10 protein-coding genes are annotated in these 13,995 nt (G+C 73.3%); 4 read left to right on the forward strand and 6 right to left on the reverse strand.

Going from position 1 to position 13,995, the window contains the following annotated elements; genetic code table 11:
• Positions 1-1,615, reverse strand: a 1,615-nt coding sequence (locus tag Asi02nite_RS26955; RefSeq protein WP_203716717.1) for a sugar phosphate isomerase/epimerase and 4-hydroxyphenylpyruvate domain-containing protein, incomplete at its 3' end; no start/stop codon positions are given.
• A gap of 473 nt (positions 1,616-2,088) precedes the next feature.
• A complete protein-coding gene (locus Asi02nite_RS26960) occupies positions 2,089-3,522 on the reverse strand; it encodes an FAD-binding oxidoreductase (RefSeq protein ID WP_203716718.1) in 1,434 nt (477 codons plus the stop codon).
• Positions 3,523-3,658: 136 nt separating this feature from the next.
• Here Asi02nite_RS26960 and Asi02nite_RS26965 point away from each other — a divergent pair, with 136 nt between their 5' ends.
• Positions 3,659-5,521, forward strand: a complete 1,863-nt coding sequence (locus Asi02nite_RS26965) for an AfsR/SARP family transcriptional regulator (RefSeq protein ID WP_203716719.1) — start codon at positions 3,659-3,661, stop codon at positions 5,519-5,521.
• Positions 5,522-5,644: 123 nt separating this feature from the next.
• Here Asi02nite_RS26965 and Asi02nite_RS26970 read toward each other — a convergent pair whose 3' ends face one another.
• The 3 genes from Asi02nite_RS26970 to Asi02nite_RS26980 all read right to left on the reverse strand — a co-directional run bounded on the left by Asi02nite_RS26970 (position 5,645) and on the right by Asi02nite_RS26980 (position 8,889).
• Positions 5,645-6,907: a vanadium-dependent haloperoxidase gene (locus Asi02nite_RS26970; protein ID WP_203716720.1), complete on the reverse strand. Its 1,263-nt coding sequence runs from the start codon at positions 6,905-6,907 to the stop codon at positions 5,645-5,647.
• A gap of 88 nt (positions 6,908-6,995) precedes the next feature.
• A complete protein-coding gene (locus tag Asi02nite_RS26975) occupies positions 6,996-7,490 on the reverse strand; it encodes an NUDIX domain-containing protein (RefSeq protein ID WP_239127133.1) in 495 nt (164 codons plus the stop codon).
• A gap of 61 nt (positions 7,491-7,551) precedes the next feature.
• Positions 7,552-8,889, reverse strand: a complete 1,338-nt coding sequence (locus tag Asi02nite_RS26980; protein WP_203716722.1) for an FAD-binding oxidoreductase — start codon at positions 8,887-8,889, stop codon at positions 7,552-7,554.
• A 208-nt stretch (positions 8,890-9,097) separates the two neighbouring features.
• On the opposite strand from Asi02nite_RS26980, the gene Asi02nite_RS26985 reads away from it, so the two are divergent.
• From Asi02nite_RS26985 to Asi02nite_RS26995, 3 genes are all read left to right on the forward strand, one after another.
• Positions 9,098-10,936, forward strand: coding sequence for an ABC transporter ATP-binding protein (locus tag Asi02nite_RS26985; protein ID WP_203716723.1), 1,839 nt, complete (start codon positions 9,098-9,100; stop codon positions 10,934-10,936).
• A gap of 126 nt (positions 10,937-11,062) precedes the next feature.
• Complete coding sequence (locus Asi02nite_RS26990) at positions 11,063-12,511, forward strand: alkaline phosphatase PhoX (RefSeq protein ID WP_203716724.1); 1,449 nt, start codon at positions 11,063-11,065, stop codon at positions 12,509-12,511.
• Between the two features lie 71 nt (positions 12,512-12,582).
• Complete coding sequence (locus tag Asi02nite_RS26995; protein ID WP_203716725.1) at positions 12,583-12,909, forward strand: GYD domain-containing protein; 327 nt, start codon at positions 12,583-12,585, stop codon at positions 12,907-12,909.
• On the opposite strand, the gene Asi02nite_RS27000 is transcribed toward Asi02nite_RS26995, so the two are convergent.
• Positions 12,906-13,994 carry a serine hydrolase domain-containing protein gene (locus tag Asi02nite_RS27000; protein ID WP_203716726.1) on the reverse strand — a complete coding sequence of 363 codons (1,089 nt, stop codon included), beginning with the start codon at positions 13,992-13,994 and terminating at the stop codon, positions 12,906-12,908. The two genes, Asi02nite_RS26995 and Asi02nite_RS27000, sit on opposite strands and share 4 nt — an antisense overlap.
• Position 13,995 lies beyond the last annotated feature (1 nt).

The following is a 13,995-nucleotide window of genomic DNA, read 5'->3' on the forward strand; positions in this document are numbered from 1 at the left end:
GCACCGGCGCGCCCAGCGCGCGCATGGCCCGCGCGCTGGCGACCGCGTCGTCCGTGCGGAAGGCCACGTGCTGGGGGCTCGGGATCGCGGGCGCCCAGTCGCCACGTCGCAGCGGCGCGGTGTTCAGCGCGATCGTGACCAGGCCGGCCGGGTCACCGGCCGCACGCGTACGGATGAGCCCGAAGGGTGCGGCGATCTCGGTGGACTCGCCGGCCCGCAGGCCGAGGACGGCCCGGTAGAAGAGCGTCGTCTCGTCGAAGTCGTCGACCGGGTCGGTCAGCGAGACGTGGTCCGTGGCCGCGATCCGCCCGTCGCCGGGGGCGGTGTGGCCGGTCGGGGCGAAGTCCCGCAACCAGTTGTCGCCGCCGGAGCCCGCGCCGACGAGGAAGACGGCGGTGCCGTCGGGCGCCGCGACGGAGACGAGCTCGGCCTCCCCGGGTTGCCGCAGGCGGGGCAGCACGGGGGCGAGCAGGCGCTCCGCGCGCCGGGCGGACTCCATCGGGTCGGCGCTCTCCAGGCCCAGGGCGCAGATCGCGGCCGTGCCGGGCGCCACCCGGCTGTGCGGTGCGAAGTTCAGCAGGACCCGTGCCCTGCCCTGTTCCCACAGCTCCACAGGCTTCGAGCGGTGCTGTCCCGTGTGGGCGAACCCGAGTGCCGTCAGGGCGCGCGCCACGGTCGGGCCCGAACGCTCGTCGACCGCGAGCTCGGTGAAGACGTGGCCACCGAGGGCGGGTGCCGGCGGCAGCCCGGCCGGGCGCACGCGGTCGCGCACGGCGGGCGGCGCCGACGTGCCCACCGCCTCCTGCAGCGCGAGCAGGGACCGCATGCCGTCGATGGCGGCGTGCCGCGGGTCGGCCTGCCGGTAGACGTCGTTGAACACCTCCAGCGACAGCGGCCCGGCATAGCCCGTGCTCAGCACGTGACCCGTGAACCCGGTCAGGTCGAACGCGCCGAGGCCCGGGAACAGGCGGTGGTGCCGGCTCCACTCGAGGACGTCCATGTTCATCCGTGGGGCGTCGGCGAGCTGGACATGGAAGATCCGGTCTCCCGGAACGACCCGGATGCCGGTCGGGTCGTCGGCGCGGGAGAGCACGTGGAAGCTGTCGAGGCAGAGGCCGAGCGCGGGATGGCCGGCGCGGCGGACGATCCGCCACGCGTGCGCGTAGGTGTTGACGAAACGGCCCCAGGCGAGCGCCTCGTAGGCGACGCGTAGCCCGCGCCGGTGCGCGCGGGCCGCGAGCTCGTAGAGCTGCTCGGCCGCGAGGTCGTCGTCGTCGACCGCGTCCGGCGACACCGACGAGCAGACCAGCAGCGTCGTCGTGCCGAGTCGCTCCAGGACGTCGAAGGTGCGTTCCGCCCGGCGGAGGTTGGCGGCCAGCACGTCCGGCGGGACCGCCTCGAAGTCGCGGAACGGCTGATAGAGGTCGATCGACAGGCCGCGCCGCGCGCACTCCTCCCGGACCCGCCGCGGAGACCAGGCGGACGCGACGAGGTCGCTGGCGAAGATCTCGACACCGCGGAAGCGGGCGGCGGCGGCCGCGGCGAGCTTGTCCTCCAGCGTCCCGGAGAGGCAGACCGTGGCGATCGCGGGGTGGTGACCGATGTCCCGCGGCATGCGAACCGTGCCTCCCACCGTCGGGCGAGATGTGAACGTACCAGATAGTTAATTATTTTCCCCGTCCATGCAATGGTCGCCTGGGTCGCCATAGCGGACCCGCATACGTTTGCTCTCAGTGGCGTCAGTCGCCATGATTTGCCTGGCAGTTCATCAGATCCGCTGGATGGACCACCGTGACCCGGCCAAGGTGAGCGCGAGCCTGATCGTCGCGCTCGCCTGAGGAACGCGGGGCGGATGGCTCGTGCGACCTCCCGGGCCGGCAGCGGCCCGGCTCGCCCGCGCGCCTCACCGTTCGCGAACGTGCCACAGGCGCGACCGGACGCCCTGTCGCCGAGCCCGCTCGTCGTCATCCGGGCGCGCGCCGTGGCGCTGGCCGCGCCAGCGCGCGCCCGCCCCTGCCGGCGGGGCGTCGGCTGTCGACGCGTGGCCGGGCGGCGGCGCCCCCTCCGCCCGCCGCCCGGCCACGCTGCTCACGCCGCTCCGCCCTGGTGCCGCGCCGGGTCGAAGCGTCCGCGCGGGTCCCATTGCCTTCGCAGGGCCACCAGCCGGTCGTGGACGTCGGCCGGGTAGGCGGTCGCGGTGTGCTCGGCGCGCCCGTCGCCCGGGGTGAGGAAGTTGGCGAAGGTCCGTCCCGTCGTCCACGGACCGAGCCCGGCCAGGATGCGACCCTGGGCGGCGGTGTGCGCTGCCACTTCGGCGGCGGGGGCGATGCTCGCGAGGAAGACGAGGAACGGTGCGTCCCGGTTCGCGACCGCGTTCGGTTCCCGGGGCGGTCGGCGCAGGGCGCCCGCGAGGTGCCGGACCTCGACGAGGGTCACCGGGGCGCCCGGGTTGTCGACGGCGGTGTCGAGCAGCCGGTCCACCGCCTCGGGCGGCAGGTCGTGCAGCAGCGCCGACCGCTCGTACACCGGCATCGGGTCGACCGGGTCCGCGTGGATCGCCGCGGCGGCGCGGTAGGGCAGCTCGCCGACCGCGTCGAGGATCGCCGGGGCGGCCGCGCGGATCGGGGCCAGCAGCCGGGTGCCGTCCTGGACGGTTCCGAGGTAGGCGACGCGGACGTGGACCACCAGGCGACCACGCAGCGGCTCGGGGACCGGTCCGGCCGGCGGCATGCGCAGGATCGCGATCGACGACGTGAGCTCGTCGGGCGTCGAGTCGACCCAGGCACGCCAGGCGTGCAGGACCGCCCGGGCGTTCTCGCCGGGGAAGAAGATGCCCCCACCGAACAGGGTCTCGAGCGGAAAGAGCCGGAACTCGACGGCGGTGACGACGCCGAAGCCGGTCCTGCCGCCGCGCAGGCCCCAGAACAGGCCGGGCTCGGACTCGGCGGTGACCCGGCGGTGCACGCCGTCGGCGGTGACGAGGTCGATCGCGACGACGTGGTCGGCGGCGTAGCCCTGGGTGCGGCCGAGGACCGGGCTCAGACCTCCGCCGAGGGTGTACCCGACGACGCCGACCGTCGGCGAGGATCCGTTCGCCGCGGCCAGGCCGTGGACGGCGGCGGCATCGATCACCTGCTGCCAGCGCACGCCGGCGCCGACCCGGGCGATCCGCGTGTCCGGGTCGACGGTGACCTCGGCCATCCGTGCCGTGTCGATCAGCAGTCCGCCGTGGGCGGCCGCAGCCGGTCCGTGGCCGGTGGCCTGGACGACGACGCACAGGTCGTGGTCGTCGGCGAAGCGGACCGCCTCGGTGACGTCGTCGGCGTTGGCCGCGGCCACCACCACGGCCGGCCGGTGCTGGACCGCGACGTTGAAGCCGGCGCAGGCCGAGGCGTACCCTTCGTCGCCCGGCTGGAAGACGGCGCCCGCCTCGGACAGGCGTCCGGCGAGCAGCGTCGCCGCCGCGGTCGCGACCGTTTCGGCTGGTGTCAGGGTCTCGGTGCGTGTCGTTGGTGTGGTCATGCACCCAGCTAACGCGAACCCGATCGATGTCCGGTCAGCGCGCGATCGAGCCCCGATTGACGTCCGATTGACGACCGCGGTTCGGCGCGCGCCGCCGTGGCGGCTAGCGTTGTCGCAGCTAACGCTTGGGGGAGAGATGTCGACGCGGCCCGACGTGCGGTTCGGGGTCCTGGGTCCGGTGCGGATGTGGCACGGCGGTCAGCGGGTGCCGATGGGTTCACCGCAGCAACTGACGGTGTTGTCGGTGCTGTTGTTGCGCGCCGGTCATCCGGTTTCGCTCGACGAGCTGACGAGCGCCATCTGGGGCGACGAGCCACCGCGAGCGGCGACCAGCACGGTGCGGACATACCTGTCCCGACTGCGGCGGGCGATCGATGGCGGCCCGGCGATGATCGAGACCGTCGGAGACGGGTACGCCCTGCGGGTGCCGCCGGAGTCCGTCGACGTGTCGCGGTTCCACCGATCCACCGCGCACGCCCGTGAGCTGCTGCGGGACGGCGACGCCCGCGGCGCGGTGGACGTTCTGGAGGAGGCGCTGGCGCTGTGGCGGGGGCCCGCGCTCGCGGGGCTGCCCGGCCGGTTCGCGACCGCGCAGCGCGCACGGCTCGAGGAGGGCCGGCTCGCCGCCGACGAGCTGCGGCTCGCCGCGCTGCTCGACGCCTTCCCGCACCAGCACCCCGCGGTGGTCCCGGAGCTCACCGCCATGGTCGACGCCTACCCGCTGCGCGAGGGGCCGCGCGTGCTGCTCATGCGCGCGCTGCACGGCAGTGGCCGTCCGGCCGACGCCCTCGCGGTCTACCGCGAGGGCCGCGCCCGCCTCGACGCCGACCTCGGCCTGGAGCCCGGGCCGGCGCTGCGCCGGCTGCACGAGCGGATCCTGCGCGGGGAGGCCGTCGTCACCGCCGAGCCCGCTCCTCCGGTCCGGCAGGGAGCCGGGCCGACGCACCTCCCGCAGGACCTGGTCGACTTCACCGGGCGCGACGCCGAGCTCGCCGCCATCGGCACCGGTCTGTTGGACGGGTCGGGGTGGGTCGGTATCGCGGGGGTCGACGGCATCGGCCGCACCGCTGTCGCGGTCCGCGCGGCCCACCTGTTGCGCGACCGGTACGTCGGGGGACAGCTTTACGCGGATGTCCGCAGCTCCCCGGACCTCGCCGACATCCTCGCCGGCTGGCTGCTCGCCTTCGACGTGCCGCGGACCGAGCTGCCCACCTCCGTGCACGCGCGGCTGGCGCTGTTGCACCAGGTGGCCGCCGGTCGGCCGCTGCTGATCGTGCTCGACAACGTCGACGATGCCGCGCCGTTGGAGCCGCTGCTGCGGGCCAGGCCGGCGGGCGGTCTCCTCATGACCGGCCGACGCCGACTCACCAACCTGTCGGCCACCTGGATCACCATCGGCGGCCTGCGCCTCGACGACTCGATGGTGCTGCTCGAGCGGATCGCGGGACCGGAGCGCGTCGCCTCCGATCGGGCCGCCGTGCGGCGTCTGGCCCGGCTCTCGGCGGGTTGGCCGTTGCCACTGCGCCTGCTCGCGGGCCGGCTGCGGGACCGGCCGATGTGGAGCATCACGGCCATCGCCGACGAGCTGGACCGCGAGCTGCACAACGTGACCGGGGTCCTGCACGACGAGTGCCTGGCGGCGGAGGCACCACTGGTCCGTGCCTACCACCGGCTCCCACCGTCGCAGGCGCGGGCGCTGCGCATGGCCGGCGCCATCGAGCAGGACGAGTTCAGCACGCACGACATGGCCGCGGCGCTCGCCCTGCCCTACGGCGCGGCGTTCAGCGCCGTCGACTCGCTGGTGGACCTCGGCCTCCTCGAACAGACCGCGCAGCCCCACCACTACCGCGTGCACCCGATCGTCCGGGCGTTCGCCCGCAGGCTGGCCCAGACGGTCGAGGGCACCGCGGGCGTCACCGCGGCCCGCGACCGACTTTCCGCCCTCCGCGACGGCGCTGACCTCGAAGCATTCGAAACCGCCCTGGCCGCCAGCACCTGATGGCCGCCGGCTACCGGTGTCGTCGGCCGGGGCCGACAAGCGGCATATGGTCGGGGCTGCCCAGGCGCACGCCCGCAGGAAACCGGTAGCGAGCGAGCGGCGTTCAGCGAAGCGCGACGCCAGTCATCGGCGCCGGCCGAACTCCTTGGCCAGGACCTCCCGTGTGACCGCCTCGCCTAGTCGGTCGCCGTGCACGGTCGCGCCGCGGTAGTGGACCCCGGCCCAGATCCGCGCCTCCATCAGTTCGGCGCGGGCGGCGGACAGGCTGTCGAAGTGTCTGGTGGTGCCGGACTCGGCGCTGTAGGCGCTGAACGACAGGTTGTCACGGCCGAAGAACGTCCGCAGCGCCGTCATGATCGCGGACGTGTAGCAGGCGTGTCCGGAGGGCCACTCCGGTGACGGGGCCGTGACGCGTAGCGGCGTCCAGGTCGGGTCCGCCACGGTGGCCGGGTTGCCGTCGGTGTCGGCCAGCGGGATCGCGGTCACCGGCCGCCAGAGGCTCCACTGTCGCTTCTGCCGGTAGCAGGAGATCATCGCGTCGACGGTCGAGACGTCGACCATCGCCAGCATGCGGGCCGTCTCCAGTGGGCTCAGCCGGTGGTCGGCGGCGAGCCCGCGCTTGATGTGCCACTCGACCTGGCGGTAGTCGTCCCACCACGTCGCCGACTCGGTCTGGTCCGGTGTGCGGGTCGTGCTGGTGGCCGAGCCGAGCGACCTGACCTCGTTGAGCTGACGGGCGTAGGCCGCGCTGTCCAGCCGCGGCGGCGCGGGCACACCGAAGTCGGCGGCGTCGTCGACGGCGAACGGCTCCAGGAAGGGGAACCACCCGCCGGCCTGGACGAACCCGGGCGGAGTCAGCCGGTAGACACCAGGAGCCGTGCCGACCGGCCACGTCTGCGGGCCGAACGCGCCGTCGCCGGTGCGCGCCGCGAGCATCGCCGCCGCGGTGGCCTCGCCGACCCGGATGCCGCCCCGCTTCGCGCGGCCGTCGGGCACGGCGGCCAGCGCCTCGTCGTGCTGGGCCCGCAGCGCGTCGGCCTGGGCCGGGAACAGGGAGAGCAGGACGCGGTGGGCCGCGGTGGCCACGGCCGCCGCGGTCGAGTCGCCGCGGTCTGCTCGCGGTGCGACCAGGTAGGGCTTGTAGGGCGTACCGGCGATGGCGTTGACCGCGTCGTAGACCGCGCCCTGCACCATGGCGAAGCTGCGCGTGCCCGCGGTGGGCGACTGCCGGGCGACCTCGTAGATGGCCGTCTGGGCGTGGACGTTCCAGGTGAGCACGGCGTTGGGTGGTGCGGCCGCCGCCGCGGTGGGCGTCAGGACGACGGCGCCGAGTGCGGCGGCGACCGCCGCGCCGAGCAACTTGCGCAGAGCAGCACGATGTCTCATCGGGTCCCCCGTAGACCGAAATCAGGACACAGCTCAGGATCGACCGCCGCCGATGATGAGGCAAGCCCCTGGGGGAGAAACGGTTATGTCAGATCGGGAGGGAGATCGGCTCGTCGGGTACGCCGTCGGTGACCAGCGCCGTCAGCGGCGTGCCCAGATCGCGCGGACCGAACAGGTCCGGTCCCCGGTACGCGACGACGTCGGCCAGGGACCACCACCGGAACTCGGTGATGTTCTCCGCGGCGAGCAGGTCGGCGGCGTGCGTGCCCCGCGGGGTGAACACCTCGGCCCGGACGAGGAAGTAGTCGTGGACCGCGCCGTCGTACCCGGGAACGTATCCCGGCCGGACGACCTCCCGGTGCCACACGTGCGGCGGGCTGCCGTCGAGGTCGAAGCCCACCTCCTCCCGCAGTTCGCGGCGCAGGGCGGCCAGCGGCGTCTCGCCGGCCTCGATCCCGCCACCCGGCACCGTCCAGACCGCCCCGAAGGGCGGCCCCGGGAGGAGGTGCCGGCAGAGCAGCACGCGGTGGTCGTCGGTCAGGATGATCGCGCGAACCGAGTGACGCAGAGCGGGCGAGGGCACACCGGCCATTCTCCGCCGCGCGGCGGCCCAGGAAACGGGCCGCCGCGCGCAGAAAACTCTACTAAGGACGGACGTTGTGGTTGCGCGAGAACAGGTTGCCCGGGTCGTAGCGCCGCTTGACCTCCACAAGCCGCCGGTACGTCGCCGCCGGGTAGATCCCGGCCACGTCCTCCGCCGCGGCCGACGAGAGGAAGTTCGCGTAGAACCCGCTCACGTGCGGCGCCAGCCGGTCCCAGATCGCCGCCAGGCCCGGACGGGCCGCCTCCACCACGGGCGTCGGCCCGCCGGTCGTCGTCACGACCATCAACTCCGCGTGCCGATGTGCGTACGCGGTGGCCTCGACCGGCACGTCCGCGACCGCACCACCCACGCTGCGCACGGCGATGTACGGCGGCCGCTCCCCGGCACCGACCTCCGCGAGGATCCGCAGCACGTCCTCCACCGCCTCCCGCTCGACGAACGCGCCCCGCGTCACGAGCGACATCCCCGGCGGCGGCGTCATGCCGTCCACGAGCGTGTCCGCGTACGGCGTGCGCGCCACGTCGTCGTCGAGCACCGTCCCGAGCCGACGGATCGGTTCGAGCGCGGCCGCCGCGGCCGAGGGATCGTCACCGTCGAACGCGACGTGCACCTCGAGGGGCGCCGCCGGCCCGCCGGCGAACGGGTTGGCGAAGCTCGCGATCGAGGTGAGCTCCGGCGGAGCGTCGCGCAGGTAGTCGGCCCACCCCCGCAACACACCCGGGACCGCGGCCGCCGGGAACACGATCCGGCCGAAGAAGACGTCGGTCGTCGGGTGCGCCGCGAACCAGAACGCCGTCACGATCCCGACGTTGCCGCCACCACCGCGCAGCGCCCAGAACAGGTCGGCATGCTCCTGCGCACTCGCCCGCACGACCGACCCGTCCGCGGTGACCACCTCCGCGCCGACCACGTTGTCCAGCGCAAGCCCGTACTTGCGCACCTTCCAGCCGATCCCACCGGTCAACGTGAGCCCACCGACACCGACGCTCCTGGTGTCACCGGACGAGATCGCCAGCCCGTGCGGCGCCAGCGCCGCCGCTACCTGCCCCCAGGTGGCGCCGCCGCCGATCCGCACGACGTGCCGCGACGGGTCGACGACCTCGACGGACGAGAGCGCGCCGAGGTCGATCACCGCCCCGCCGGAGTTGGTGGCGAACCCCGGGAACCCGTGCGAACCGCCCCGCACGGACAACACCAGCCCGGCCTCGGCGGCGAACCGCACGCCGGCCCGCACGTCACCGACCGACTTGGGCCGCAGCACGACCGCCGGGTTGCCCGCGACCAGCAGCGATCCGCTGGCCGAAGGGTAGTCGGCCATACCCGGTTCGATGATGTCGCCGCCGAACTCACCGCGCAGCTTCTCGAGCGCTGAAGTCATGATTGTCCTTCCGCAGGATGCGTACACCCCTCCGACGAGGTGGCGCCGCGGGGTGTGAGGTCCGCCGGAAATTGAGCGGCGGCGCGGCCCCGATCGGCCTAGCCTCAGCGGGGAGAACGACGAACCCGCACCCGGAGGAGAACGATCATGAGGACGCCCGGCGGTACCCCCGGTTTCCTGACCGTCTCCGCCGCCGGAAAGGCGCTTCGTGTTCGCTCTCTTCGAGAATCCCGTCAATCCCTTCCCCGACTACGATGACACCACGCCGGCGGCCGGCGTCCGCCGGTTCCTCCTGCGCGAGCTGAGGCCGCTGCGCGCCGTCGTGCTCGTGGCCGTCACGCTCACCGTCCTCTGTGCCTCGATCGAGGTCTGGCTCATCGGGTACGCGGGCCGCCTGGTCGACACCCTCGCCGCCGGCAGCTCCGACACGCTCTGGGCCGACCACGGTGCCGAGCTGCTCGCCGTCGGCCTGTTCCTGCTGCTCGTCCGCCCGCTGATCACCTTCGTCGGCGAGGCGCTGGACGACATCGCGTTCCGGGCCAACGCGCGCCCGCTGGCCCGCTGGCGGGCGCACCGGTACGTGTCGCGGCAGTCCGTCGGCTGGTTCCGCGACGACCTCGCCGGGCGCATCGCGAGCTGGGTCAAGGACGGTGGCGACGCCGCCAGCACCGCGGCCTACAGCGTCATGCACACGCTCGTCTTCGTCGTCGCCTACATCGTCGGCTCCGTCTGGGTCATGTCCGCGATCGACGCGCGCCTGCTGCTGCCGCTGGGTGGCTGGATCGTCGCGTACGCCCTGGTGATGTGGTGGGCCGTGCCGCGCTACCGGCGCGCCTCCGAGCGCCTGCAGGACGCGGAGTCGGCGCTGACCGGCCTGCTGGTCGACTCCTACGCGAACGTCGACACGCTCGCCCTGCTCGGCGACGGGCAGGGCACCCGCACCGCGTACGACCGGAAGGTCTTCGAACAGGCCCGGCGCGCGCACCTCGACCTCCAGCGCGTCGAGGTGACCATCAACAGCACCATGATGGCGCTCGGCAGCGCCCTGCTCGTCGGCCTCGCCGGCTACGGGATCGCATTGTGGCGCACCGACGACGCGCCGATCGGCCTCGTCGCCGCCGCGCTGGCGCTCAGCTTCCGCATCACCTCGATGGCGGAATGGCTGCTGGACGCGGTCTCCGCGCTCTTCGGAAACGTCGGCACCCTCCGCCGCGCCCTGCGCACCATCGCCCAGCCGCTCACCGTCGCCGACAAGCCCACGGCGACGACACTGCGCGTACGCGAAGGGGCCATCAGCTTCGCGAACATCACCCACCACTATGGACGAGACGGCGGCGGACTCGACCGCCTGAACCTCGACGTGGCCGCGGGCGAGCGCGTCGGCATCGTCGGCCGCTCCGGCGCCGGCAAGTCCACCATGGTGAGCCTGCTGCTCCGCTTCCACGACGCCGAGTCCGGCACCATCACGATCGACGGCAACGACATCACCGACGTGACGCAGGAGAGTCTCCGCCGCCAGATCGCCATGGTCGCCCAGGAGGCGACGCTGCTGCACCGCTCGGTGCGGGAGAACGTCGCCGGCCCCGGCGCCACCGACGACACGCGCGTCGCCACCGCCCTGCGCCGCGCCGCCGCCGACGGTTTCGTCGCCGCGCTGCGGGACAGGGACGGCCGCACGGGCCTCGACGCCCACGTCGGCGAGCGCGGCGTGCGCCTCTCCGGCGGCCAGCGGCAACGGATCGCGCTCGCCCGGGCGTTCTACCGCGATGCGCCGATCCTCGTGCTGGACGAGGCGACGTCCGCACTGGACTCCGAGGCGGAGGCGGCTATCCACGACACGCTCGGCGAGGTGATGACCGGCCGTACCGTCATCGCGATCGCGCACCGCCTCTCGACCATCGCCCACCTGGACCGGATCGTGGTGCTCGACGAGGGCCGCATCGCGGAGCAGGGCACCCACGCCGAGTTGCTGGCGAGCGGCGGCCGCTACGCCGACCTCTGGTCGCGCCAGTCGGGCGGCTTCCTCGGCGCCGGCGCCTTAGCATAGGCAACCCTTACGGACGGTGACTATAGACCGAGCGTTAACGCGCTCGTCGCCTGGATGGTGCGGCGCTGTTCGCCCGCGGGAGTTTGCTCAGGCCGTTGGCTCATTCGGAACATAGGAGCAATTGACGTGCCTACTTCTCGTCGCGCCCTGCTCAGCGGCGGTGCCGCCGGGGTTGTCGGCCTCGCCGTGGCGGGTGCCGTGCCCTCGCTCGCGCAGGCCCACCCGCGCTCACCGCGCCCGTCCGGCGACCACAAGCCGTTCCCGCCGCTGAAGAAGGACCCGAAGGGCATCCTGGCGCTGCCCGAGGGCTTCAGCTACACGATCGTCACCCGCACCGGCGTCACCAAGCTCGACCGCGGTCAGGGCCTCACGCCGGCCGACCACGACGGCATGGCCGTCTTCGACGCCGGCCACGGCCGCTACACGATCATCCAGAACCACGAGATCGACCCGGGCGCCGAGCACGGCGTGCCGCACGTCAAGGGCACCGTGTACGACCCGGGCGCCGTCAACGCCGGTGGCTGCACCGTCATCACCACCGACCGCGCGGGCCGCAACTACGGCGAGTTCGTCGCGATCTCGGGCACCGTCGGCAACTGCGCCGGCGGCCCGACCCCGTGGGAGACCTGGCTCACCTGCGAGGAGACCGAGGACAAGGCCGGCGACGAGTGGGAAGAGGGCGACGTCTCGGGCACCTTCCAGAAGGACCACGGGTACGTCTTCGAGGTCACCTCGGACGGCAAGGCCGACCCGCGCCCGATCAAGGCGTTCGGCCGGTACGCCCACGAGGCGCTGGCGATCGGCAAGGACCGCACGAGCGTCTACCTGTCGGAGGACGCCGGCGAGCCCAACGGCCTGTTCTACCGCTGGACCGCGCCGCGCGGCGTGAAGCTCGGCCCCGGCGTGCTGACCCGGCTCGCCCCGAACGCGGGCACGCTCGCCGCGATGGCGATCATCATGGACGACGGCTCGGTGCTGCCGGACGTGGCCTACCTGACCTCCGCCCAGATGGGCCGCCCGTTCCCGGTGCGCTGGATCGAGGTGCCCGAGCGCGACGCGCAGACGAAGCCGGTCCGGGAGCAGTTCAAGGACGGCCAGGTCACCCGCGGCAAGAAGTTCGAGGGCGTGTGGGCCACCGACGAGGGCGTCTACGTCGTCAACTCGTACGCGTGGGAAGAGGGTGACCTTCCCACGGACGCGACGCCGCACGACGGCATGGTCTGGTTCTACAACTTCAAGGACCAGACGATCCAGCTCGTCACGTACTTCCCGCACGCGGCCAGCACCGAGGACGGTTCGGCGCCGAAGTACACCGACCTCACCTTCGACGGCCCCGACAACGTGACCGTCACGCCGTGGGGCAGCCTGGTCCTGGCCGAGGACGGCGAGGGCGCGTCGCACGTGCTCAGCTCGTTCCCCGGCGGCCCGACCTACGCGATCGCCCGCAACGAGCTCAACGACTCCGAGTTCTGCGGCCCGACGTTCACGGCCGACGGCAAGGTGCTCTTCGTCAACATGCAGGACCCCGGTCTCACGCTGGCCATCACCGGCCCGTGGGACACGTACCTGGGCTGATCCGGACCGGTTCGGGGGTCAGGTGGTGCGCCTGACCCCCGAACCGCACCAATCAGGCTAAATTACGCGCCATGGCGAAGTACCTGTTCATCGCGGCCTACACCGCCGAGGGCATCCGGGGGCTGCTCGCGGACGGCGGGAGCGGCCGCGTCGACGCCGCCCGGACCACGTGCGAGAGCGTCGGCGGCCGCCTCGAGTCGATGTACTACAGCTTCGGCGAGCAGGACGCCTACATCACCTGCGACCTGCCCGACAACACGGCGGCGGCCGCCGTGTCGCTCGCCGTGGCCGCGACCGGCGCGCTGGACACGCGGACGGTGGTCCTGCTGACGCCCGACGAGATCGACGAGGCGACGCGCACAGCCGTCAGCTTCCGCGCACCGGGCGCGAAACCCTAGAGGAACTCGTCGAACAGCGGCTGCAGCCGCTCGCCGATCTCGACCTGGGTCAGCAGCACGCCGGCCGTGCCGTCCGGGTCGACGAAGAACGTCGTGCCGAGTCCGCCGGACCACCCGTAGCGGCCCGTCCCGCGCACCCCCACCCCGAAGCCCCAGCCCTCGTCGTCCCAGAAGCCGGGGAAGAAGCTGTCCGGGGTCTTGGCGGCGGCCGGCACCTGGTCGGTGGTCATCAGCCGGAGATGCTCCGCGGAGACGATCCGCCCGCCCTCGAACCGGCCGCCGTCGGCCAGCACCCGGACGAAGCGGGTGTAGTCGACCAGGGTGGACACGAGTTCGCCGTGGCTGACGTCGTGCGGCGGCGGCCCGGCGTAGTCACCGGCCCCGGCCGGGTCGATCTCCGTCAGGCCGTCGTCGTGCCAGTAGCTCGCCGCCAGCCGCGCCACGCTGCCCGCGGGCACCCACAGCCCGGTGTCGTGCAGGCCCAGCGGTCGCAGCAGGTCGTCGGTCAGGTGGTCCTGCAGCGGCCGGCCGGCCACCCGCGCGACGAGGATGCCGAGGACGCCGAAGGAGTGGTGGTAACGCCAGCCCTCGCCCGGCTGGAAGGCGAGGGGGAGGGCCGCGAGCCGGGTGAGCCAGTCGTCGGCCGCGTACCGGCGCTGGTCCAGGCCGATGTCGAGCCCACCGTCGACCATCGCCTGCCGCAGCGGAGAGTCGGTGAGCACCATGCCGTACCCGGATGTGCAGGTCAGCAGGTGCCGAAGGGTGATCGGCCGGACCGCCGGCCGCGTGTCGGTGAGGTCCGCCGTCGGCGTCCGGAGGACCCGCCGGTCAGCGAGTTCCGGCAGCCACCTGTCCACGGGCTCGTCCAGCGCCAGGTGGCCGGACTCGACCAGGCGCAGGGCCGCCACGGCGGTGACGGCCTTGGTCATCGACTTGATCCGGACGATCGTGTGCGCACGCATCGGCTCACCGCCGACCGCCAGCGCGCCGGCGACCGCGGTCTCGGGGCCGAGGCTCGCGGCGGCACCCGGCACGGCGCCACCCGCCACGTGCCGCGCGAGCAGGTCGCGCAACGCGCCGGTCACG

Origin of the sequence: Asanoa siamensis, from assembly GCF_016862555.1 — a bacterium.
In the GTDB taxonomy this organism is placed as follows: Bacteria; Actinomycetota; Actinomycetes; order Mycobacteriales; family Micromonosporaceae; genus Asanoa; species Asanoa siamensis.

Coding starts and splice junctions, on each gene's coding strand:
- Asi02nite_RS26960 (WP_203716718.1), bottom strand. CDS start 3,522: ATGACCACACCAACGACACGCACCGAGACCCTGACACCAGCCGAAACG.
- Asi02nite_RS26965 (WP_203716719.1), top strand. CDS start 3,659: ATGTCGACGCGGCCCGACGTGCGGTTCGGGGTCCTGGGTCCGGTGCGG.
- Asi02nite_RS26970 (WP_203716720.1), bottom strand. CDS start 6,907: ATGAGACATCGTGCTGCTCTGCGCAAGTTGCTCGGCGCGGCGGTCGCC.
- Asi02nite_RS26980 (WP_203716722.1), bottom strand. CDS start 8,889: ATGACTTCAGCGCTCGAGAAGCTGCGCGGTGAGTTCGGCGGCGACATC.
- Asi02nite_RS26995 (WP_203716725.1), top strand. CDS start 12,583: ATGGCGAAGTACCTGTTCATCGCGGCCTACACCGCCGAGGGCATCCGG.